Annotated in this window: 18 protein-coding genes; 11 read left to right on the top strand and 7 right to left on the bottom strand. The window is 64.3% G+C overall.

Annotated features, from left to right (window positions below; genetic code table 11):
- The first annotated feature begins 49 nt into the window (after positions 1-49).
- Both CIT26_RS31685 and CIT26_RS31680 read left to right on the top strand, forming a co-directional pair.
- The gene (locus tag CIT26_RS31685) at positions 50-910 is read left to right on the top strand and encodes a TIGR01459 family HAD-type hydrolase (RefSeq protein ID WP_095496217.1); all 861 of its coding nucleotides are present in this window, start codon (positions 50-52) and stop codon (positions 908-910) included.
- A 9-nt stretch (positions 911-919) separates the two neighbouring features.
- Positions 920-1,903 (top strand): bifunctional riboflavin kinase/FAD synthetase, encoded by a 984-nt coding sequence (locus CIT26_RS31680; protein WP_095496216.1) that lies wholly within the window; start codon positions 920-922, stop codon positions 1,901-1,903.
- Positions 1,904-1,960: 57 nt separating this feature from the next.
- Here the strand turns inward: CIT26_RS31680 and CIT26_RS31675 are convergent, their stop codons facing one another.
- The gene (locus tag CIT26_RS31675; protein ID WP_095496215.1) at positions 1,961-2,515 is read right to left on the bottom strand and encodes an HdeD family acid-resistance protein; all 555 of its coding nucleotides are present in this window, start codon (positions 2,513-2,515) and stop codon (positions 1,961-1,963) included.
- 206 nt (positions 2,516-2,721) lie between these two features.
- Here CIT26_RS31675 and CIT26_RS31670 point away from each other — a divergent pair, with 206 nt between their 5' ends.
- Positions 2,722-3,534 (top strand): MipA/OmpV family protein, encoded by an 813-nt coding sequence (locus CIT26_RS31670; RefSeq protein ID WP_095496214.1) that lies wholly within the window; start codon positions 2,722-2,724, stop codon positions 3,532-3,534.
- On the opposite strand, the gene CIT26_RS36245 is transcribed toward CIT26_RS31670, so the two are convergent.
- Entirely contained in the window at positions 3,475-3,789 is a 315-nt protein-coding gene (locus CIT26_RS36245) for a hypothetical protein (protein ID WP_143747962.1), read from the bottom strand. The two genes, CIT26_RS31670 and CIT26_RS36245, sit on opposite strands and share 60 nt — an antisense overlap.
- 58 nt (positions 3,790-3,847) lie before the next feature.
- Between CIT26_RS36245 and ileS the strand changes: the two genes are divergently transcribed.
- Positions 3,848-6,832, top strand: a complete 2,985-nt coding sequence (gene ileS, locus CIT26_RS31665) for an isoleucine--tRNA ligase (RefSeq protein ID WP_095496213.1) — start codon at positions 3,848-3,850, stop codon at positions 6,830-6,832.
- A gap of 191 nt (positions 6,833-7,023) precedes the next feature.
- Positions 7,024-7,701 (top strand): hypothetical protein, encoded by a 678-nt coding sequence (locus tag CIT26_RS31660; protein WP_095496212.1) that lies wholly within the window; start codon positions 7,024-7,026, stop codon positions 7,699-7,701.
- 29 nt (positions 7,702-7,730) lie between these two features.
- Here the strand turns inward: CIT26_RS31660 and CIT26_RS31655 are convergent, their stop codons facing one another.
- Positions 7,731-8,183, bottom strand: a complete 453-nt coding sequence (locus CIT26_RS31655) for a nucleoside deaminase (protein ID WP_095496211.1) — start codon at positions 8,181-8,183, stop codon at positions 7,731-7,733.
- Between the two features lie 77 nt (positions 8,184-8,260).
- On the opposite strand from CIT26_RS31655, the gene CIT26_RS31650 reads away from it, so the two are divergent.
- The 5 genes from CIT26_RS31650 (at position 8,261) to CIT26_RS31625 (ending at position 15,081) form a co-directional block, all read left to right on the top strand.
- On the top strand, positions 8,261-10,384 hold the full coding sequence (locus CIT26_RS31650; RefSeq protein ID WP_095496210.1) for a pseudouridine synthase: 2,124 nt from the start codon (positions 8,261-8,263) through the stop codon (positions 10,382-10,384).
- Positions 10,365-10,919, top strand: coding sequence for a 16S rRNA (guanine(966)-N(2))-methyltransferase RsmD (gene rsmD, locus CIT26_RS31645; protein WP_095496209.1), 555 nt, complete (start codon positions 10,365-10,367; stop codon positions 10,917-10,919). The genes CIT26_RS31650 and rsmD overlap by 20 nt, the downstream gene beginning before the upstream one ends.
- Before the next feature lie 290 nt (positions 10,920-11,209).
- On the top strand, positions 11,210-12,574 hold the full coding sequence (locus CIT26_RS31640; protein WP_095496208.1) for a M16 family metallopeptidase: 1,365 nt from the start codon (positions 11,210-11,212) through the stop codon (positions 12,572-12,574).
- A gap of 249 nt (positions 12,575-12,823) precedes the next feature.
- On the top strand, positions 12,824-14,176 hold the full coding sequence (locus CIT26_RS31630) for a M16 family metallopeptidase (RefSeq protein ID WP_245319631.1): 1,353 nt from the start codon (positions 12,824-12,826) through the stop codon (positions 14,174-14,176).
- 20 nt (positions 14,177-14,196) lie between these two features.
- Positions 14,197-15,081 carry a patatin-like phospholipase family protein gene (locus CIT26_RS31625; RefSeq protein WP_095496206.1) on the top strand — a complete coding sequence of 295 codons (885 nt, stop codon included), beginning with the start codon at positions 14,197-14,199 and terminating at the stop codon, positions 15,079-15,081.
- An 83-nt stretch (positions 15,082-15,164) separates the two neighbouring features.
- On the opposite strand, the gene CIT26_RS31620 is transcribed toward CIT26_RS31625, so the two are convergent.
- Positions 15,165-16,028, bottom strand: coding sequence for an ADYC domain-containing protein (locus tag CIT26_RS31620; protein ID WP_095496205.1), 864 nt, complete (start codon positions 16,026-16,028; stop codon positions 15,165-15,167).
- A 103-nt stretch (positions 16,029-16,131) separates the two neighbouring features.
- Entirely contained in the window at positions 16,132-16,572 is a 441-nt protein-coding gene (locus CIT26_RS31615) for a hypothetical protein (protein ID WP_143747961.1), read from the bottom strand.
- Positions 16,573-16,899: 327 nt separating this feature from the next.
- Between CIT26_RS31615 and CIT26_RS31610 the strand changes: the two genes are divergently transcribed.
- Positions 16,900-17,598, top strand: a complete 699-nt coding sequence (locus CIT26_RS31610) for a cation diffusion facilitator family transporter (RefSeq protein WP_095496203.1) — start codon at positions 16,900-16,902, stop codon at positions 17,596-17,598.
- A 55-nt stretch (positions 17,599-17,653) separates the two neighbouring features.
- On the opposite strand, the gene CIT26_RS31605 is transcribed toward CIT26_RS31610, so the two are convergent.
- Together CIT26_RS31605 and CIT26_RS31600 are read right to left on the bottom strand one after the other, a co-directional pair.
- Positions 17,654-18,367, bottom strand: coding sequence for a response regulator (locus CIT26_RS31605; protein WP_095496202.1), 714 nt, complete (start codon positions 18,365-18,367; stop codon positions 17,654-17,656).
- Positions 18,364-21,012 (bottom strand): hybrid sensor histidine kinase/response regulator, encoded by a 2,649-nt coding sequence (locus CIT26_RS31600; RefSeq protein ID WP_095496201.1) that lies wholly within the window; start codon positions 21,010-21,012, stop codon positions 18,364-18,366. Before CIT26_RS31600 ends, CIT26_RS31605 begins: the two co-directional genes overlap by 4 nt.
- Positions 21,013-21,031: the final 19 nt, after the last annotated feature.

The following is a 21,031-nucleotide window of genomic DNA, read 5'->3' as shown; positions in this document are numbered from 1 at the left end:
GCGGATCGTCGGCGGCGGCGCTCGCAACCATCATGACCTGGGAAACGAAATGGCGGATTCGCCCGATATCATCGGCTCGCTCGCGGATTTGTCGGCAGCCTATTCTGCCATTCTGTGCGATGTCTGGGGCGTGGTCCACAATGGCGAACGGCATTTTCCGGCCGCGGCTCTGGCGCTGGCGACCGCACGCGAAGCCAAGATACCTGTGGTGCTGATCACCAATTCGCCACGCCGCAGCGCCGATGTGGTGGGGCAGATGAATGCGATCGGCGTGCCCTCTGCGGCCTACGACCGCGTCGTCACCTCCGGTGACGTGACCCGCGACCTGATCATCGAGGGCCCGCGAAGGATCTTCCATATCGGCGCCGATCGCGATTTCACGCTCTATGACGGTCTTGACGTCGAGTTGGTCGAGGAGTTCGAGGCATCCGGTGTGGTCTGCACCGGGCTGTTCGACGACGAGGTCGAGAAGCCGGAGGACTACGCCGATCTTCTGCGACGGCTACGCGCCAGGAACCTGCCTTTCATCTGCGCCAATCCCGACATCGTGGTCGAGCGCGGCGAGCGGATGATCTGGTGCGCCGGGGCCTTGGCCCGCGACTATGCCCAGCTCGGCGGGCGGACGCTGATCGCCGGAAAACCTTATGCCCCGGTCTATGACGTCGCGATGAAGGAGATCGCCGACCTGCTCGGCCATCCGGTCGAGCGCTCGGACGTGCTGGCCATCGGCGACGGCATGATGACCGACATCAAGGGTGCTGCCGACAACGGCTTCGATGTGCTCTATGTGTCGGGCGGCATCCATGCCCGCGACTACGGCGATCCGCTACAACCGGATCCGGCCAGGCTAATTGCCTTTCTGGAAAGGCACGGCTACTGGCCGGTCGCGGTCATTCCGAGACTGCAGTAGGGTCGCTCGATGACGGAAGCCTTCGAACGCGTTTCTGCAATCTCGCCGCTGCCGGCCCATTTGCGGGGTGGCGTGGTGGCGATCGGCAATTTCGACGGTGTGCACCGCGGCCACCAGGCGGTGCTCGAGCGCGCGCTTGCCGAGGCCCGCCGGCGCGGCGTGCCGGCTCTGGTGCTGACCTTCGAGCCGCATCCGAGAAAGGTGTTCCGGCCTGCGATACCGCTGTTCGTGCTGACGCCACCACCGATGAAGGCACGGCTGTTGTCGTATCTAGGCTTTGCCGCACTCGTCGAACAGCCGTTCACGCGCGACTTCGCCGCCCTGTCGGCGGAAGCGTTCGTGACCGACGTGCTGGACAGGAATCTCGGCATCATTCACGCCGTGACCGGCTTCGACTTCCACTTCGGCAAGGACAGGCAAGGCGGCCCGGCCTATCTGATGGCGGCCGGCGAACGCCACGGCTTCGGCGTCACCCTGGTTGACGCGTTTCGCGACGAGGGCGCCGAGGTGGTGTCGTCGAGCCGGATCCGCGCGCTGCTGTGCGAAGGCGCGGTGGCCGAGGCAGCCGGCCTGCTCGGCTACCGCTTCACGGTCGAAAGCGAGGTGATCGGCGGCCAGCAGCTTGGCCGGACGCTCGGCTTTCCAACCGCCAATATGAGGCTTTCGCCGGAAGCCACTCTGAAGGAAGGGATTTACGCCGTCCGCTTCCGCCGCGCCGACGGCACGCTTCATGATGGTGTTGCCAGCTTCGGCCGCCGCCCGACCGTCGATGACAACGGCGCACCGCTTCTGGAAACTTTCGTTTTCGATTTTTCCGGCGATCTCTACGGCGAGATATGCGCGGTGTCCTTCTTTGGTTTCCTGCGCGCCGAGGTGAAGTTCGACGGGCTCGACGCGCTGGTCGTGCAGATGAAGCGCGACGAAGTCGAGGCGAGGGCGCTGCTTGCCGGCGTCAGCCCGCTTTCCGATCTCGACGCGGCCATTGCTTTCTAAGCATGATCCCGAAAAGTGGGAACCGGTTTTCGGACAAGATCATGCTAAAACAAGGACCTACTTTTTCAGCGCCAGGCCGACCGCAATGAAGGCCCAGCCCTGGAAGATCAGGTCGACGGCGAGAAACAGCCCCAGCACCCATACGCTGTTGACTGGCCAGCCCATGGCGATGACCAGGCCTGCCAGTGCGCTGATGATGCCGGCCGCCACCAGCCAGCCCCAGCCTTTTTCCGGTCTGTGCTTGTACCCGACCCAGGCCCTGAGCACGCCTGAAGCGAGAAGGGCGACCGCCAGCAGGAAGGTCAGCACCGCCGAGGCCAGCAGCGGATTGTAGAAGGCAAAGAACCCGGCGACGGCATAGAGAAGACCGCTGAGCAGCCAAAAGAAGAACCGGTTCCATGTCTTCACACCGAAGGCATGCATGATCTCGATGACACCGGCCATCAGCATCAGCCAGCCGACGACGTAGACCGAGGCGACCGTGGCGATGAACAGATTGCCGAAGGCGATGCCGCCGAGGATCAGCAGCAGCACGCCGAGCCCGACGAACCATCCCCATTTCGCCCGCGTCTGACCGATTGCATCCTTTAAAGCATCGCCCTGCAGGGTCATTGCCGCCATCTCCATCGTCGCCTGGCAACTTGCCGATTTGGAAGGTAGCGCCGAAGGCCTTGCCCGTCCAGCGAGCAGCTCGCGCCGGAAGCACGCCAAAAAAGCGGGGCAGCGTTTCGAATTTAAATCAAAGTTTACTGAACCGGCGCCATGGCTCTTGGCCAGGCTGGTTGTTCCCGCCGGTGTTTCGTGCGTATGGAGTGACGATGCGTTCTGTCAGGGTGTTTCAGGCGGTCTTGGCCAGCTTCATGCTGGGCGCGCCCGGTGCCGCCGAAGCCGGTGAGGGCGCCTTGGGCTGGCTGTCCGGCGACTGGTATTTGACGGTCGGCGCCACCGGCATGGTCGCGCCGAATTTCGAGGGCGGCAAGAAGTACCTGCTCAGCGCCTCGCCGATCATCTCGCTCGGCAAGGCCGGTCCTGCGGCCCGCTTCACCTCGCGCAACGACAACATCTCGCTGGGGTTGATCGACGAAGGCGGCCTCCGCGCCGGACTGGCCGGAAAATTGCTGTTTTCGCGCGATGGCGACGACGCCGACGAGCTGAAAGGCCTCGACCCGGTGCGCTGGGGTGGCGAGGCCGGCGGCTTCTTCGAATTCTATCCTTTTGACTGGTTGCGCGCCCGCGCCGAACTGCGGCATGGCATTCGCGCCCATAGCGGCTTTGTCGCCGATATCGCCGCCGACGCCTTCTATGATGTGACGCAGGACGTCAGAATTTCGGGCGGGCCGCGCGTTTCGTTCGCCTCGTCGGACTATTTCGACGCCTATTACGGCGTCAACGCCGAGGAAGCCGTGGCTTCGGGCCTCAGCCAGTACCGTCCGGGCGGCGGCGTGAAGTCGGCGGGCCTCGGCGGCGCGGTGACCTGGAAAGTGACCGAGCCGATGACGGCCAGCCTGTTCGGCGAATATTCGCGCCTGATGGGCCCGGCGGCCGATTCCAGCCTGGTCAAGGAGCGCGGCTCAAGAGATCAGTTCATGATCGGCGTGTCGACGACCTATCGCTTCGATTTCTCGATGTGAGTGGCCCTTGGCCCGGCAATCGCGTATCGGCCGGATGCATTGTGACCTCACAAGCTGCAGGGAAGGCACCGAGAGTTCGGGCTTTTCAATATCGGCCGTCTCGGTTAAAAGCCCAGCCATGACGAGCTTTTCGCGCCTTTTCGCGCTTGCGATACGAATTACAGGCCCGGTGTTTCGGGCGGCTTGAGCGCCGCCGGAGCCGCCGGGAATTTTGCGCGCGGCCTCTCGCGCTTTTTCCAGATCATGATAGTTCAACGCCCGGGCTCCTTTGCCGCCGGGCAATGCATATGGCAGACCAATGACCGATACTCCAATGACCGACACTGTTGAAACGATCGACTATTCCAAAACGCTCTATCTGCCGCAGACGGATTTCCCGATGCGCGCCGGCTTGCCCGAGAAAGAGCCGCTGCTGGTCAAGCGCTGGCAGGATATGGACCTCTACCGCAAGCTGCGCGACAACGCCGCTGGCCGCGAAAAATACGTGCTGCATGACGGCCCGCCCTACGCCAATGGCAACATCCATATCGGCCATGCGCTGAACAAGATCCTCAAGGACGTCATCACGCGCTCGTTCCAGATGCGCGGCTATGACTCGAACTACGTGCCCGGCTGGGATTGTCACGGCCTGCCGATCGAATGGAAAATCGAGGAGCAATACCGCGCCAAAGGCAAGAACAAGGACGAGGTCCCGGTCAACGAGTTCCGTAAGGAATGCCGCGAGTTCGCCGCGCACTGGATCAAGGTGCAGGGCGCAGAATTCCAGCGGCTGGGTGTCGTTGGCGACTTCGACAATCCCTATACGACGATGGCGTTCCACGCCGAGGCGCGCATCGCCGGCGAACTGTTGAAATTCGCCATGTCGGGCCAGCTCTATCGCGGCTCCAAGCCGGTGATGTGGAGCGTTGTCGAGCGCACCGCGCTGGCTGAAGCCGAAGTCGAATACCAGGACTATGAGAGCGACACGATCTGGGCGAAGTTTCCGGTTGTCAGCCTTGCCCGGCAAGTCACCAGCGTCGAAGATGGGCAACCAGCCTTGGATCCAAAGCTGACGCAGACGTCACTGGACTTGCTGGAGGCCCACGTCGTCATCTGGACGACCACTCCGTGGACTATCCCCGGCAACCGCGCCGTGAACTATTCGCCCCGCATCAACTATGGTCTTTACGAGGTCATGGCAGCAGAGAATGCTTTCGGCCCGCAACCTGGCGAAAAGCTGATCTTTGCCGACGCGCTGGCCGAAGAGGCTGCGGTCAAAGCCAAAGTGACGATGAATCGTCTCCGTAACGTTTCGGCCGAAGAGCTTGGAAGCCTTACGCTTTCTCATCCCTTCAACGGTTTGAACGGCGGCTACGAATTTCCCGTGCCGATGCTCGCCGGCGAGCACGTCACCGACGATGCCGGTACCGGTTTCGTCCACACCGCGCCGGGCCACGGCCGCGAGGATTTTGACGCCTGGATGGATGCCGCGTCGGACCTTCGCCAGCGCGGCATCGATACCGCGATCCCGTTCACCGTCGACGATGCCGGCTTCTTCACCAAGGACGCGCCGGGCTTTGGCCCGGACCGCGAGGGCGGAGCGACGCGCGTCATCGACGACAACGGCAAGAAGGGCAATGCCAACCACGCGGTCATCGACGAGTTGATCAAGCGCAACGCGCTGTTCGCGCGCGGCCGGTGGAAGCATTCCTATCCGCATTCCTGGCGGTCGAAGAAGCCGATCATCGTCCGCAACACGCCGCAATGGTTCGTCTATATGGACAAAGAGCTCGGCGACGGCACGACGCTGCGCAGCCGTGCCTTGAAGGCGATCGACGACACCCGCTTCGTGCCGGCCGCCGGCCAGAACCGCATCCGCGCCATGATCGAGGAGCGCCCCGACTGGGTGCTGTCGCGCCAGCGCGCCTGGGGCGTGCCGATCGCGGTCTTCGCCGATGCCGACGGCAATGTGTTGAACGACGAGGCGGTCAACCAGCGCATCATGGACGCCTTCGAGAAGGAGGGCGCCGACGCCTGGTTCGCGGCCGGCGCCAAGGAGCGTTTCCTCGGCAACCACGATGCCTCGAAATGGCAGCAGGTGATGGACATCCTCGACGTCTGGTTCGATTCCGGCTCGAGCCATGTCTTTACTCTCGAGGATCGCCCGGACCTGAAATGGCCGGCCGACCTTTACCTCGAAGGCTCCGACCAGCATCGCGGCTGGTTCCACTCCTCGCTGCTCGAAAGCTGCGGCACCAGGGGCAGGGCGCCTTACGACACCGTCGTCACCCATGGTTTCACCATGGACGAGGAGGGGCGGAAAATGTCGAAGTCGCTCGGCAATACAGTCGTGCCGCAGGACGTCATCAAGCAGTCGGGCGCCGATATCCTGCGGCTATGGGTGGTGACGACCGATTATTGGGAAGACCAGCGGCTCGGCAAGAACGTGCTGCAGACCAATATCGACGCCTACCGCAAGCTGCGCAACACCATCCGCTGGATGCTGGGCACGCTTGCTCATGACGACGGCGAGGAAGTGCCGCTGGATAAGATGCCGGAGCTGGAGCGGCTGATGCTGCACCGGCTCTCCGAACTCGATGAAGTCGTCCGCGCCGGCTATGACGCCTTCGAGTTCAAGCGCATCACCCGCACGCTGCTCGACTTCATGGTGGTCGAACTGTCGGCCTTCTATTTCGACATCCGCAAGGACGCGCTCTACTGCGAAGCGCCCTCCAGCGTGAAGCGCAAGGCGTCCGTGCAGGTGGTGCGCCATCTGTTCGACTGCCTGGTGAAATGGCTGGCGCCGATGCTGCCCTTCACCATGGAGGAGGCCTGGCTCGACCGTCATCCGGACGCCGTCTCGGTGCATCTTGACCAGTTCCCGCAAATCCCCGTCGACTGGAAGAATGAGGTGTTGGCGGAAAAATGGCGCAAGGTGCGCCAGGTCCGCCGCGTCGTCACCGGCGCGCTGGAGATCGCACGCGCCCAGAAGGTCATCGGCTCGTCGCTGGAAGCGGTGCCGGTCGTCACACTCGATGATGCGGCGCTCGAAGCAGCGATTTCAGACGTCGACATGGCCGAAATGGCGATCACCAGCGATCTGGTCATTGCGCATGGCGACGCGCCTTCTGGTGCCTTCGCGCTGGACGACGTCAAGGGCGTCGCCGTGGTGGTCGAGAAGGCCGAGGACCGTGGCCTGGTCAAATGCGCGCGCTCATGGCGCTACACGGCCGATGTCGGGCAGGACAGGGAATTCCCCGACGTTTCGGCGCGGGACGCGGCGGTTCTGCATGAATTGAAGGCGCTTGGTCGTATATAAGGCGGTGCACAAATGCCACGGCGGGCGGCTGATCAGCCCCCGCTCGTTGCCCTTAACGAGTGGTTGAGGTAAACACGCGAAACTCCGGACGACAAATTGTCGCCGGATTTCCGTCGGAAGAGCATAGGCGATGGGGACCGGACCTTTGGCCGGTGGCGATCGAGAGGCTGTCTAGAGTGGGACTTTTTGGCATGACCGAAAGAACTTGCGCGCGCGTTGCGCTGCTGGCGCCGCTTGTCGTATCCGGCTTGGCCCTGACCGGCTGCATGGGCTCGCCGACTTACGGGACCGACAAGACCGCCTCCGCCCAGCTTGCCGGCGATCTCACCAGCGCTTTTTCAGTCATGCCGAAGAACAAGGAAAAGATCGACTACAAGCCGCGCCCCGAACTGGTGAAGCCGGCGCCGGGTCAGAAGGAACTGCCGCCGCCGCAGGACAGCATCGCGACGGCAAGCGCCGATTGGCCGGAATCGCCCGAGCAACGCCGCGCGCGCCTGCGTGCCGAGGCCACGCTCCATCAGGACGATCCGTCCTACCAGGCGCAGATCGTCGATGACGTCCAGACGGATCCGTCGGCGATCAAGGCTGCGATGGCGCAGTCGGCTTCCAGTCATCCGCCGGCCTGGACTCCGGCGGATTCGGACAAGGGCCGCGCCGCCGAGGTCAAGCGCCGCCTCGCCGAAGGCAAGCAGGGCGACCCGAACACCCGCAGATATCTGAGCGAGCCGCCGGTGCAATACCGCGCCGCTGCCACCACCGCGCCGGTGGACGACCTTGGCGAGGACGAGTACAAGAAAGCACGCCGCCTCAAGAAGGAAGCGGCCGCCAAGAACAAGAGCGGCGGCATGTTCGACTGGCTGCCGTGGTAAGCTGCCGGCGCTAGGGAAAGCTGGCGACGCTACAGTTCGCGCCGCTCCTTGAAAAAATCCTTCAGAAGCAGCGCCGCGTCGCTCTCGGCCATGCCTGGATAGATGTCTGGAACATGGTGGCAGGTCGGTGAGGCGAAAAAGCGCACGCCGTTGACCACGGCGCCGCCCTTCTCGTCGGCGGCGCCGAAATAGAGCCGGCGCAACCTGGCGAAGGAAATGGCGCCGGCGCACATGGCGCAGGGCTCCAGCGTCACATAGAGATCGTGGCCGGTGAGCCGCTCGCTCGACAGCTTGCGGCAGGCCTCGCGGATCGCCAGCATCTCGGCATGGGCGGTGGGGTCGGAAAGCTCGCGGGTGCGGTTGCCGGCACTGGCAACGACCGTATCGCCGCTGGCGATGACCGCGCCGACCGGCACTTCGCCACGCAGGGCGGCGGATTCGGCCTCCTTCAGCGCCAGCGCCATGAAATCCGGCCGCTTCAAGCGGTTTCCATTCCTATTATCTCCTCGCTACTGAGGCGTGATCCTGTTATCTACCCGCCCAAACGAGCAAAGGCCACATGGACGACAAAAACAAGAAATTCCCGCGCAAGAGCGGCCCGAAACCGTCGGGCCCGCGTGGTCGTGATGCCGCTGCCGGCAAAGGCGGTAAGCCGTCCTTCGGCGCGAAAAAACCTTACGCGCCGCGCGGCGACCGCCCGATGGCGGCTGACGGCGAGCGGCCGAAGCGTGACTTCAAAAGCGGCGACCGGTCGATCAGCAAGGGGCCGCGCCCTGAAGGCAAGCCCTATGAAAAGCGTGAGGGGCCGCGCAAGCCATACGCCCCGCGCGGCGACCGCCCGATGCCGGCTGACGGCGAGCGGCCGACGCGCGACTTCAAGAGTGGCGACCGGCCGATCAGCAAGGGGCCGCGCCCTGAAGGCAAGCCTTATGAAAAGCGCGAGGGCCCCCGAAAACCCTATGCGCCACGCGGCGACCGGCCGATGGCAGCCGACGGCGAGCGGCCGAAGCGCGACTTCAAAGCCGGCGACAGGCCGTTCAGCAAAGGGCCGCGTCCGGAAGGCAAGCCTTACAAGAAACGCGAAGCTCCGCGCAAGCCCTACGCGCCGCGCGGCGACCGGCCGGCGGCTGCCGAAGGCGAGCGCGGCGAAAGGCGCTTCGACCGTCCCAAGGGAGACTTCAGCGATCGCCCCAAGCGCGACTTCGGTGATCGTCCCAAGCGCGATTTTGCCGGTGATCGGCCCCAGGGGGCATCGGGCGGCGGCTTCAAGCCGCGCCCGCGTCCCGCCGAAGCGACGGAAGAGGCTGGTGAGCGCATCGCCAAGCGGCTGGCCCGCGCCGGCCTTGCTTCGCGCCGCGATGCCGAGGAGCTGATCGCGGCCGGCCGCGTCAAGGTCAATGGAAGGGTGCTGTCCTCGCCCGCCTTCAATGTGATGCCCGGCGACATCATCCATCTCGACGGCATGGAGATCCCGCCGATCGAGCGCACCCGGTTGTTCCTGTTCCACAAGCCGGCCGGCGTCGTCACCACCAACCGTGATCCCGAGGGCCGCAAGACCGTCTTCGACGTGCTGCCGGCTGACCTGCCGCGGCTGATGACCATCGGCCGGCTCGACATCAACACCGAAGGCCTGCTGCTGCTCACCAACGATGGCGGGCTGGCGCGCGTGCTCGAACTGCCGGCGACCGGCTGGCTCAGGCGCTACCGCGTGCGCGTCCACGGCAAGGTCGAGGAAAGTGCGCTCGCCGGCCTGCGCGAAGGCATCGCCGTCGACGGCGTCTTCTATGGCGCCATCGAGGCGACGCTCGACCGCGAGCAAGGCACCAACGCCTGGCTGACGCTCGGCCTGCGCGAGGGCAAGAACCGCGAGGTCAGGAACATACTTGGTTCGCTTGGCCTCGAGGTGACACGGCTGATCCGCATTTCCTACGGACCGTTCCAGCTCGACGACCTGCCCGAGGGCCATGTGCTGGAGATCAAGGGCCGGGTGCTGCGCGACCAACTCGGCGAACGCCTGGTCGAGGAGTCCGGCGCCAATTTCGATGCTGAGATCACCAAGCCGTTTTCCAACAGGCCGGTGCGGCGCGAAGCGGTGCGGGAAGAGGAACCGGAGCGGCCGAAATTCACCCGCGACGGCGAACGCCGCCCGATCGGCGAAGGCGGGCTGATCAAGAACCGCAAACGCCGCGAAGGCAGCCGCGACGAGGCGCTGGGCAAGCTGTCGACAAGTCCCGGCAGAAGCTTTGGGCCGGAAAAGAGCTTTGGTGAGCGTGGCCCGAAATCTGAACGCAGCGGCCCCGAACGCGGCGGCTTTGGCGATCGCGGCCCCAAATCTGAACGTAGCAGGCCGGGCGGCTTTGGCGGCAAACCGGGCGGCGGGAAAAAGTCCGAACGCGAGCAGCGCCCGATCGAGCCGCCGGGCCAGCGCAAGGCCAATGTCTGGATGGCGCCAGGCGCACGACCGATCGGCAAGGGCAGGGCGGACGCTGATGCCGCCAAGGCGGCCGAATCCAAGGAACGCAAGGCCTCGTTCAAGCCGTCTTATGGCAAGCCCGCCAGGCCCGGAGGCGCAAAGCCGTTCGGCAAGCCGCGTGGTGCCGAGGGTGACGGTGCCAAGGGCAGCGACCGGCCGCGCAGTGGCCCTGGAGGATCAAGGGGAGGCAATGCGGATCGTCGGCGGTGAGTTTCGCGGGCGTCCGCTGGCGACGCCCCGCTCAAGCGCCATCCGCCCGACCACCGACCGCACCCGCGAGGCTGTCTTCAACGTGCTGGCGCATCGCTTTCCCGATACGCTGGTCGGCGCCCGCGTGCTCGACCTGTTCGCCGGCACCGGCGCGCTCGGCCTCGAGGCGCTGTCACGCGGGGCATCTTATGGCGTCTTCATCGAAGAATCAGCGGAAGGGCGCGGCCTGATCCGCACCAATGTCGAGGCCTTCGGCCTCACCGGGCGTACCAAGATATTCCGTCGCGACGCTACGGCTCTGGGCGAGGCGGGCACGATGGCCGCGTTCGGCCTGGTGTTCGCCGATCCGCCCTATGGCAAGGGCCTGGGCCAGCGTGCCTTGCGCTCGGCCAAGGCCGGCGGCTGGCTCGCCCCCGGCGCGCTCTGCGTCGTCGAGGAGGCGGCAGTGGCGCCGTTCGAGCCAGGGCCCGGCTTTTCGGTTGTCGACGAGCGCAGCTATGGCGAGACGGTCATCCGGTTTATCGAGGTTGGGTGAGCGCGGCGGCGATTGGCGCTTCCTCGCCCCCAATCCTTCATTGGGGAGAGGTGGCCGCGAAGCGGCCGGAGAGGGGGACGGTTGTGCGACCCTCCACCATTCGAGACGTTCAAGTCAGCTCCTCCTCGGTTTGTCGGCGCAGACCCCCTCTCCGTCTCGGCTGCGCCGAGCCACCTCTCCCCCGCTTCGCGGGGGCGAGGAACCGAGCGCCTCGAAAATGACGAACAAATCAATTTGCCTGTGGCAACACCCCCGCTTATCGTCCCACCCCATGACAACCGGAGCCATTGATGACATCTCAGGCTGAATGGCTGCGCGGAACGCTCTTGGCGCTGGCTCTCGTAATGACCGGCCCGGTTCTGGCCGACAACAAGCCGGACGACGGCAAGGTGACGAATTTCCTGCTCGACAACGGCATGGAGGTCGTCGTCATCCCCGATCACCGGGCGCCGATCGTCACTCATATGGTGTGGTACAAGATCGGCAGCGCGGATGAGCCGCCAGGCAAGTCCGGCATCGCCCATTTCTTCGAGCATCTGATGTTCAAGGCGACGACCAATCAGGCGGCCGGCGCATTCGACCACGCCGTCTCCGCCATCGGCGGTTCGAACAACGCTTTCACCTCTTATGACTACACCGCCTTTTACGAGACGGTGGTGCCGCAGGCGCTCGAGCAGATGATGGATTTCGAGGCCGATCGCATGCGCAATCTCATCCTCAACGACAACGTCATCGCCACCGAGCGCGACGTGATCCTCGAGGAACGCCGCTCGCGCATCGACAGCAACCCGCAGGCGGTGCTCGGCGAGGAGGTCGACGCCACGCTCTGGCAGAACCAGCCCTATCGCATTCCGGTGATCGGCTGGATGCAGGAGATGGAGATGCTGAACCGCGCCGACGCCAAGGCTTTCTACGACAAATATTACACGCCCAACAACGCCGTGCTGGTGGTGGCCGGCGATGTCGACCCGGAGGTGGTCAAGGCGCTGGCCGAAAAGACCTATGGCAAGATTGCGCGTGGTCCAGACCTGCCGCCGCGCATCCGTCCGGTCGAACCCGAGCAGAACACCAGGCGCACGGTGACGCTCACTGATGCGCGTGTCAGCGTGCCGAACTTTTCGACGCAGTGGGTGGTTCCCTCCTATCACACTGCAAAGCCGGGCGAAGCCGAAGCGCTGGACCTGCTGGCGGAGATCCTCGGCGGCGGTAGCCGCAGCCGGCTCCACCAGCAGCTTGTCGTCAAGCAGGGCATCGCCGCCGAGGCCGGCGCCTTCTTCCAGGGCACCATGCTCGATGCCACCAACTTCACCGTCTATGGCGCGCCGCGCGGCGACGCCAAGCTGGCCGATGTCCAGGCGGCGGTCGAGGTCGAGGTCGCCCGCATCGCCAAGGACGGCGTCACATCAGGCGAGTTGGAGAAGGCCAAGGATCGTTTCGTCCGCTCGATGATCTTCGCCCGTGACAAGCAGGATTCGATGGCCAACATTTACGGCGCGACGCTCGCCACCGGCGGCAGCGTCAGGGACGTCGAGGAATGGCCGGGCCGCATCCGCAAGGTCACCGCCGACGAAGTCAGGGACGTTGCCGCGCGCTATCTCAATCTCAACCATTCGACATCAGGCTATCTCTTGCCGCAGACACAGGCAGGGAATTGATCGATGACGAACTTGAGCGTTGGTGCTGCCCCTCACCTGCCTGCCGGCATCCTCTCCCCGTATAGTGACGGGGAGAGGGGCGCTCTCGTCGGCGGTTTCGCCAATCACCAGCGTTGCAAGAAAGGCGCCAATGGTGCGGCCAGCTCCCTTCTCCCCGTCACTATACGGGGAGAAGTGCCCGGCAGGGCGATGAGGGGCGGCGCTGACTCCGACAGCTATTCGTCTCGAACATCAGTTGGAAGCTACCATTTGTCCGAAGCGACTGTCCTGAAGCGTGGCATCACCCCTTTGGCCACCCTGCTCCTCTCCTTGCTCTTCCTCGTCCTGCCGGCGCTTTCCGCTCGTGCGGCCATGAGCATCCAGGAGGTGACGTCGTCAAAGGGCATCACCGCCTGGCTGGTCGAGGACTATTCCGTGCCGCTGGTCGCCATCCGCTTCGTCTTCGACGGCGGCGCGACGCAGGATCCCGCCGGGAAGGAAGGGCTTGCCAATCTGATGAGCGGCCTGTTCGACGAGGGCGCCGGCAATCTCGACAGCGAGGCCTTCCAGATAAAGCTGGACGACGTCGGCGCCGAGTTGAGCTTCGAGGCGGCGCGCGACGGCACCTACGGCTCGATGCGCATGCTGGCCGAGCAGCGAGACGCGGCGTTCGACCTGTTGCGGCTGGCGGTCACCGAGCCGCGTTTCGACCAGGCGCCAATCGACCGCATCCGCGCCCAGGTGCTATCCGGCATCATCGCCAACGAGCTTGACCCCGACACGCTCGCCCAGCGCAAATGGTTGGAGGCACTATACGGCACTCATCCCTATGCACGGCCCGAGGAAGGCACCAGGCAAAGCATCGCCACGATCACGCCGGACGATCTTATCGCCTTTCACAGGGCGAACGTCGCCCGCGATGGCCTGCATGTGGCGGTGGTCGGCGCCATCGATGCCGAGACGTTGAAGAAAAAGCTCGATATGGTCTTCGGCGGCCTGCCGCAACATCAGGCGCTCGCGCCCGTCGCCGATGTCGATCCGAAACTCAACCAGCAGCTCGAGGTCAATTACCACCAGCCCCAGACTTCGCTGCAACTGGCCTATCCCGGCGTCAAGCGGAGTGCGCCGGATTTCTTCGCCGCCGTGCTGATGAACGAGATCCTCGGCGGCACCGCCTTCACCTCGCGGCTGTTCGACGAGGTGCGCGAAAAACGCGGCCTGGCCTACAGCGCCAGTTCCGACCTGGTCGACCACCAGCACGCCAACGCCCTTGCCATCACCACGGCGACCCGCGCGGACCGGGCGGCCGAGACGTTGGCTGTCGTGCGCGAGGTGGTGAAGCGCATGGCGCAGGAGGGGCCGACCGAAGCGGAACTGGCGGCGACCAAGAAATACTTGATCGGCGCCTATGCCATCAACAATCTGAACTCCTCCGGCGCGATCGCCGCGACGCTGCTCGAACTGCAACTCGACCAACTCGGCATCGACTACATGCAGCGCCGCGCCGCCCTCATCAACGCGGTGACGCTGGATCAGGTCAAGGCGGCGGCAAATAAACTGCTCTCCGCCGAGCCGGCCATCATGATCGTCGGGCCGAAGCACGGCGAGGCCAAGAAGGAATGAGCCCAAATGGGGGGCAAGGGATGAGCCCGAGCTTCGGCATCGCCTTCGGCGGCGGCGGCGCGCGCGGGCTGGCGCATATCCATGTCATCGAGGCGCTGGACGAGCTGGGTATAAGGCCGGTCGCGATATCAGGCTCGTCGATCGGCGCCATCATGGGCGCCGGCATGGCTTCGGGCATGGCCGGCAGCGACATTCACGACTACATGCGCTCGATCCTCGGCCGCCGCGCCGAGGTGGCGGCGCGCATGTGGCGGGCGCGGCCAGGCACTTTTGCCGAGGCGCTGCAGGGCGGGCTGGGTGTCACCCAGTTCAATGTCGAGCGCATCCTCAAGGCATTCATGCCCGACGCCATACCCGAAAGCTTCGCCGAGCTGAAAATACCGCTGAAGGTGACGGCGACGGATTTCTTCGGCCATAAGCTCGCCGTGCTTAGCGACGGCGACCTGCATTCGGCGCTTGCCGCCTCCGCGGCTATTCCCGCGGTATTCCGCCCGGTGATGCGCGACGGCAGGCTGTTGATCGACGGCGGCATCTACAATCCGGTGCCGTTCGACTTGATCGAGCACGACGCCGACATCATCATCGCCGTCGACGTCGTTGGCGCGCCGACCAAAGGCGGGCGCAAATACCCGACCTCCGTCGACCTGATGTTCGGCGCCACGCAATTGATGATGCAGTCGATCATCGCCGCCAAGCTGAGGCAATGCCAGCCGGACATACTGGTCAGGCCGGCGGTGTCGAAATACCGCGTGCTCGATTTCATGAAGATCGACGCCTTGATGGCCGAAACGGTTGATATCAAAGACGAGCTGAAGCGGGAGATCGAGAAGGCGGTGGAGGCGCGCGCCAAGGTCGACACGAGCAAGCGCACCAAGCAGGTGGGTGGGTTGGCGCGGAAAGTCTGACGCCTGGCGGCCTCCAGCGCATGCGTTTGAACATCTGGAACATTCCGCACTCCGATAAGCCCAGCAGACCTTCCGCGGCATGACTATTCCGTCGCGGCCTGAACCGTTCGCCGGTCGATCGAACGGTTGAGGATCAGCGCCCCGGCACGGCTTTCGCACGCTGTTCGCGGCTGTTGCCGCACGCCCGGGCAGATCGCCGCCAGTCCCTCCATCGTGAGCACGTCGGGTATTCTCGTGCGGCTGACGCAAAGCGCACCGTCGGCATCCCACGCCGCTTCGAACGACATATCAGGCGCGGCCTCGTCCTGTTGAATGCCCTTGCGATCGTAGATGACGATCGGCGTGCCGTTGCGGGTGTGACCGACGCCATCGCCGCAATAATCGGCGCGGATCATGCGGGTGCATGCCTGATGATGATCCCAGAGCGGCGTGCCGTCCGGCGACTTTTCCCAGGGCCGATATCCAAAGCGCACGCATTTCGCCTGCGCCCCGCCGGTGCAGGTGATGCTGAACGCCGTGTCGGACGGCAAATGGCGGCCGTCCTGCGTCCAGGTGCCGGCGAGCGGAAAGCCCATGCGCCGGCCCTCGATGTCCGGTTCGCAGATGTTTCGCCATGCGCCGGTAGCTGGGTCGCGGGTCGACATGGTGTAGAGCATGATCCCGCCATCCGAATTTCTCGGATCGGTCTCGACCGCATCGATGCGCAACGGCATCCGTTCCTGTCCGTCAGCAATCGTCAGAACGGCGCCGACGAGATCCTCTTGAGTGACAACGCGGCCGTCTGCCGTCGTAACCTCGAATCTTGTACCGACGACGGAGATCGAGCTGATCGCTTGCCCGGTCCCGGCCTTCGCAAGAGACACCGCGGCCATGCTGGAAATGGCAGTAGCGAGGGCCACCAATGCGCGGCGGCCGATATCGGCGAGGCGGTTCCTGTAGGCTGACATTGTTGGCTCCTGACGGCATATCTTGCGAGTGAGGCGCGGCCAAAGAGAACGGACAGCACAACGCCATCCGTTCCATTGACGACGGACGCCTGAGGTCTGGGCCTCAGCGCCTCGGCGCGGGGCTCGGCCGGTCATGGTTGGTCCCGGCGCCGCTGCCAGTGCCGTGCTGGCCGGACGGAAGGCCGTTGCTCTTCTTGCCAGCGGTCGATGACCGGACATTGTTCTTCTGGACAGCCGGCAAACCGCGGACGTTCGGGTCAACGATTGAGCGGTCGTTGGGGTCAACGACGGAGCGGTCGTTCGGGTCAATGATGGACTTGCCGACCGGAGCGAGGCTTTTCGCCAGAACGATGCCATCGGCATGCACGCCGTTGAGCGCAAGGACGCCGAGGCCGTTGCTGGTCAGTGAATTGCTTGTCAGCGAATTCTTCTCCAGGCCGTTCAGCGATTTGCCGTTCACGCCTTCCGGGCCCCCGGCGCTGGCCGGTGCGACGAGGCAGGCCATTGCCGAGGCAGCAGCCAGGTAAGTCTTGAAGCGATTCATCTTGATTTCCTTTTCGTTTTCAGCGGAGCCGTCCTCTCGGGTTCGCTCCATGGGGCGGCTTTTCGCTCCCGTCTGTTTCGGACGAATGCCGAAATCCGTCCGAATTGTTTCAGTTGTTGCGATCCCGGCGGTGGGCTTGATGCAAGCGTGTCCGCCTTGTCGTGATGCGGCTGGCATGACGGCTCGCGTGCGTAGCCTGTGAGATGGTGACAATCGCGGCGTGCGTCCGGCGCAGCGACACAAAGGAAACCTTCAGCCGGCAAATCGGCAAATCCGCGCAACATCCCCGCGTCATTGGGGACGCCAGAAACAAGGAGATTTCTGGCGATGCAACCTCTGCGAAAAACCAATGACCGATCGAACGGCGAGGCGACGGCTGCCCGAACGGCACGTCTGGCGGTGCTGGCGGGCACCCCCGGCCTGCTGCTGACGGCATACGCGGCGGCGACGTCCACGTCGCTGACCATCCGCGCCGATCTCGCACTGACACTGATGGACATGCTGGTGCTGATCACCGTTGCGATCGTGACTGGCAGCCGCAGGAACGAGGGCACCGGTCGCGAGCGTCAGGCGGCCCTGGCTGAGACGCTCGCCAATGCGTTCGCTGCGCTGGGCATGTGCCTTTCAATGGCTGTCGTCGCCAGCATCGCGGTCCAGCGGATCGCGGCCGGCGGTGTCGAACCCCAAGGCCAAGGCGTTGTTCTCGCCATGAACTTGAACCTGGCCTACGCGGTGATCAACCTGTGGATACTGCGCCGATGGAAGGCCCGCAACAGGCTTGCCGCTTCTGCGCTGGCCCGCGCACAAATCTGCCTCTTCTCGGACAAGCTCTCGTCGAACCTGCTCATTGCCGCGTCGCTCGCAACAGCCATGATTTGGGAAGGCACGATGATAGCCCGCTTCATCGACCCGGTTGCCGGGCTGCTGATCGCGACGATGACAGCGCGCTGGACCATTCCTGTCGTGCGGGACACTGTTCGAAGCCTGCGACGGGAATTTCGCCGAGCGCGCAAGCCGGTCGCGTAAGGCGAAGCCATGAACCGTACCGGCTGGACGGCTCAGCCTCTTTGAAGCTCCGTATCTAGCGGCGCCGTGCCTCATCGTAAGCAGGTTCGTAGACATAGCCTTCGCCGCGAACCGTCACCAGGACGGTCGGAGTGTCGGGTTCGGTCTCGAACTTCTTGCGCAGTCGCGTGATGCGGATGTCGATGCTCCGGTCGCCCGGCTCGAGATCGCGGTTGTGGGCCAGCCTGCACAGCTGGTCGCGTGACAATACCTGCCGGGGATGGCGCGCGAAGACGCATAACAGGTCGAATTCCATGGACGTCAACTGCACGTCGGCGCCGTCCAGGTCGACCATCGTGCGGCCGTCCATATCGAGGACGCAGCCCCCGAAACGGATGCGGTTCTCAGGCGTCCGCTCTTCCTCGCCCAGGCGCCGGATGACGCTCCTGACACGCGCCAGAAGTTCGCGTGGCTCAAACGGCTTGGCCATATAGTCGTCGGCGCCGGCGGCAAGACCTTCGAGCCGATGCGGCAGGTCACCGACGGCGGTCAGCATCAGGATGCCGGCGCGGCTCTGCTTTGCAATTTCGCGGGCGAGGTCATAGCCGCTTTCGCCGATGAGATTGACGTCGAGAATGACCAGGTTGGGGCTAAAGCGGTCGAGTTCGGTCAGCATTCCCGCTCCATCCGGAACGGATCGGACATCGAAGCCGTGCATGAGCAGGTAATCCGACAGCATCTCGCGCAACGGCGCTTCGTCGTCGACGATGAGCAATTTCTGTTTTGTCACGCTTCGGCCTCTTCCATTGCGCTCAGTCGTTCCAGCACGAGCCTGCGAAAGGTTTGCGGATCGAGCGGTTTCTCGATCACCGGCGCGCCCGTCTCGCCGATGAAGCGATCGATCTCGGGTGCCAGCGTGTCGCCGGTCACGAACAGCAGCCGGCGGGTGAGCCCGGGGCGCAATTGTTCCAGCGCGCGGTAAAGGCCGGGGCCGTCGAGGCCGGGCATGCGTATGTCGCTGATCAAAAGGCCGATTCCTTCCTCACGCACAGCCTTGAGGGCGGCATTCGCGTCGTCGGCGATGGTGACGTCGTGGCCATCGCGGCGCAATATTTCGGCGATCATTGAGGCAATGTCGGCATCATCGTCGACCACCAGAATTCGTGCGGCCGAGGTCGCAGGCGGCATCCTGCCGGCAGCTTCGGGCGGAGCGAGCGTCTCGGCTCGGCCGCTCGGAAGCCGGATCGTAAACCGTGCACCGCCGCCCTCCGTCGAATCCAGTTCTATGCTGCCGTCGTGGGCAGTCACGATGCCCTGGCAGACAGATAGCCCGACCCCGCTGCCTTCACCGGCCATTTTGGTCGTGTAGAAAGGCTCAAAAGCACGCGAGCGGACCGTCTCAGGCATGCCTGGGCCATTGTCGGCGACAACGATCTCGACGACATCGTCTTCTCCGGTGGTGACAATGGTCAGCCGCCGCGGGTGCGGGACCTGCAGCAAAGCCTGCTGCGCGTTCACCACCAGGTTGGTGACCACCTGATGAAGCTGGTCCCTGTCGCCCCAGATATTGGGAAGCGGTTCCGCCAGTTCGGTGCGGATCTCGATCCCGGCCGAGCGCAGGCTGTAGGCGGCAAGTTCCAGCGAAGCGACGACGACTTCATTGATGTCGACGGCGCCCCGTGTCGGCGGTTTCTTGCGGGCCATCGCCAGAAAGGTCCGGACGATGCGCGAGCATCGCTCGGCCGCCGCGTGGATCTTGTCGGCGCGCCCCACGGTCGCCTCGTCCGTCGAGAATTCCTTCAGCATCGAACTGTAGCCGATGACGACCGACAGCGGATTGTTGAGTTCATGCGCCACGCCGGCCAGCAGCGAACCGAGAGCGGCGAGTTTTTCCGACTGGTACAGCGTCTCGCGCTGGCTAGCGATCTCCGCCTCGGCCTCGCGCTGGCGGGTGATGTCGGTGACGGCGGCAAGCATGGCCGAACGGCCAGCCTGCGTGATCAGGCGCGCCGAAACCAGCGTATCGATTCTCGACCCCTGCATATTGGTCATGCCGGCTTCGAATGCGTCGACGATTCCATCCCTCAGCAAGAGCTGCAGGAGATCGTCTCGCCGTGAGAGATCTTCCCAGGTCGACGTCGCTTCGGCTCCGATCTGGCCGACCTCGATGCCGAGCACCTTGCGCGCCGGTTCGTTGACGAACAGGATCTCGGGGCCTTCGATTGCCGAGATGGTGATCGGCAGCGGCACGCCTTCGGCGATGGCGCGAAACTGCGCCTCCCTTTCGGCCAACAGCTTCTCGGCTTCCAGTCTGGCTTGCTCGGCCAGGACGCGGTCCGAGATATCGCGGCCGACGGATTGCACTTCGACAAGGCGCCCGTCGCTGTCGAAAATGCCATGATCGTTCCAGGCGAGCCATCGCCGCGCACCATCCGGCATCGCATTGAGAAGTTCCATGCTGGCATCCGGCGCCTGCGGGGTCAGGCGGGCAAGGTGATCCAGGAACCTGCGCCTTTCGTCGGGCGGCAGCACATCGAGTTCGCACCAGGACGGGTCGAGAAGCTCTTCGCGCGTCATCCGGCACGCCCGGCAATAGGCGTCGTTGACGAAGCTCAAATGACCCTCCGGCGACATCCGGACGACGAATTCGGTCTGCAGCTCGACCACGCTGCGGTAGCGCTGCTCGCTGGCTTCGAGTGCCTGACGGGCGAGTTTCTGTTCGGCAACATCGCGTCCGATGGACTGTATTTCGATGAGCTTGCCGCTTTCGTCGAAGATGCCGCGATCGGTCCAATGGATATGGACCTCGCGGCCATCGCTCAGGGCGCCGGCCTCTTCCACTTCGCAGACAGGCCGTTCGGGGGTCACTCGACCGATGATCTCGTCGAAGCTGCCGAAATCGGCGGAAAACGAGTTGAAATAGTGCCAGTCCGGGCTCAGCAACTCTTCGCGTGTCTTGCCGACAAGGCGGCAATAGGCGTCATTGGCGAAGCTCATGCGCCCATCCGGCGCGACCCGGATGATATATTCCGTCTGTGCCTCGACAACATTGCGGTAGCGCTGTTCGCTGTCGGCCAGTTCGCGAAGGGCCGTGCGGTTTTCGGCAAAGATGCTCGAGGCCATGTCGATCCAGGGCTGCCAAAGCGCCGAGCTTTTGATGGCGGCCCCGCGGTTGTCGGTGGGCTCGCCGGTGGCGCCGGAGCGGATATGGTCGACGAGCGAGGTCGCAGGATCGACGATCTCCCTCAGAAGCACTCCGTGCAAAGCGAATACGCAGACAAGCGACCCGACAAAAATGAGCGCGTAAGGAAAAAACGACTGTTGCAGGGCGTAGGACTGATAGAAGCCGATGCCGGCGACGAGCACGAGCAGCGGCAAAACGCTGGCCGCCATTAACAACGCGTAATGCCTGGACAGCTTCGAGGAGGTCGTCACGGCGAGGTCTCCACAGACG

Source organism: Mesorhizobium temperatum (assembly GCF_002284575.1).
In the GTDB taxonomy this organism is placed as follows: Bacteria; Pseudomonadota; Alphaproteobacteria; order Rhizobiales; family Rhizobiaceae; genus Mesorhizobium; species Mesorhizobium temperatum.
This window is presented reverse-complemented; position numbering and strand designations above follow the sequence as displayed.

Bases quoted from the DNA above. Each gene is read 5' to 3' on its own strand.
- CIT26_RS31685 (WP_095496217.1), top strand. From the start codon at position 50: ATGGCGGATTCGCCCGATATCATCGGCTCGCTCGCGGATTTGTCGGCA.
- CIT26_RS31680 (WP_095496216.1), top strand. From the start codon at position 920: ATGACGGAAGCCTTCGAACGCGTTTCTGCAATCTCGCCGCTGCCGGCC.
- CIT26_RS31675 (WP_095496215.1), bottom strand. From the start codon at position 2,515: ATGACCCTGCAGGGCGATGCTTTAAAGGATGCAATCGGTCAGACGCGG.
- CIT26_RS31670 (WP_095496214.1), top strand. From the start codon at position 2,722: ATGCGTTCTGTCAGGGTGTTTCAGGCGGTCTTGGCCAGCTTCATGCTG.
- ileS (WP_095496213.1), top strand. From the start codon at position 3,848: ATGACCGACACTGTTGAAACGATCGACTATTCCAAAACGCTCTATCTG.
- CIT26_RS31660 (WP_095496212.1), top strand. From the start codon at position 7,024: ATGACCGAAAGAACTTGCGCGCGCGTTGCGCTGCTGGCGCCGCTTGTC.
- CIT26_RS31650 (WP_095496210.1), top strand. From the start codon at position 8,261: ATGGACGACAAAAACAAGAAATTCCCGCGCAAGAGCGGCCCGAAACCG.
- rsmD (WP_095496209.1), top strand. From the start codon at position 10,365: ATGCGGATCGTCGGCGGTGAGTTTCGCGGGCGTCCGCTGGCGACGCCC.
- CIT26_RS31640 (WP_095496208.1), top strand. From the start codon at position 11,210: ATGACATCTCAGGCTGAATGGCTGCGCGGAACGCTCTTGGCGCTGGCT.
- CIT26_RS31625 (WP_095496206.1), top strand. From the start codon at position 14,197: ATGAGCCCGAGCTTCGGCATCGCCTTCGGCGGCGGCGGCGCGCGCGGG.
- CIT26_RS31620 (WP_095496205.1), bottom strand. From the start codon at position 16,028: ATGTCAGCCTACAGGAACCGCCTCGCCGATATCGGCCGCCGCGCATTG.
- CIT26_RS31615 (WP_143747961.1), bottom strand. From the start codon at position 16,572: ATGAATCGCTTCAAGACTTACCTGGCTGCTGCCTCGGCAATGGCCTGC.
- CIT26_RS31610 (WP_095496203.1), top strand. From the start codon at position 16,900: ATGCAACCTCTGCGAAAAACCAATGACCGATCGAACGGCGAGGCGACG.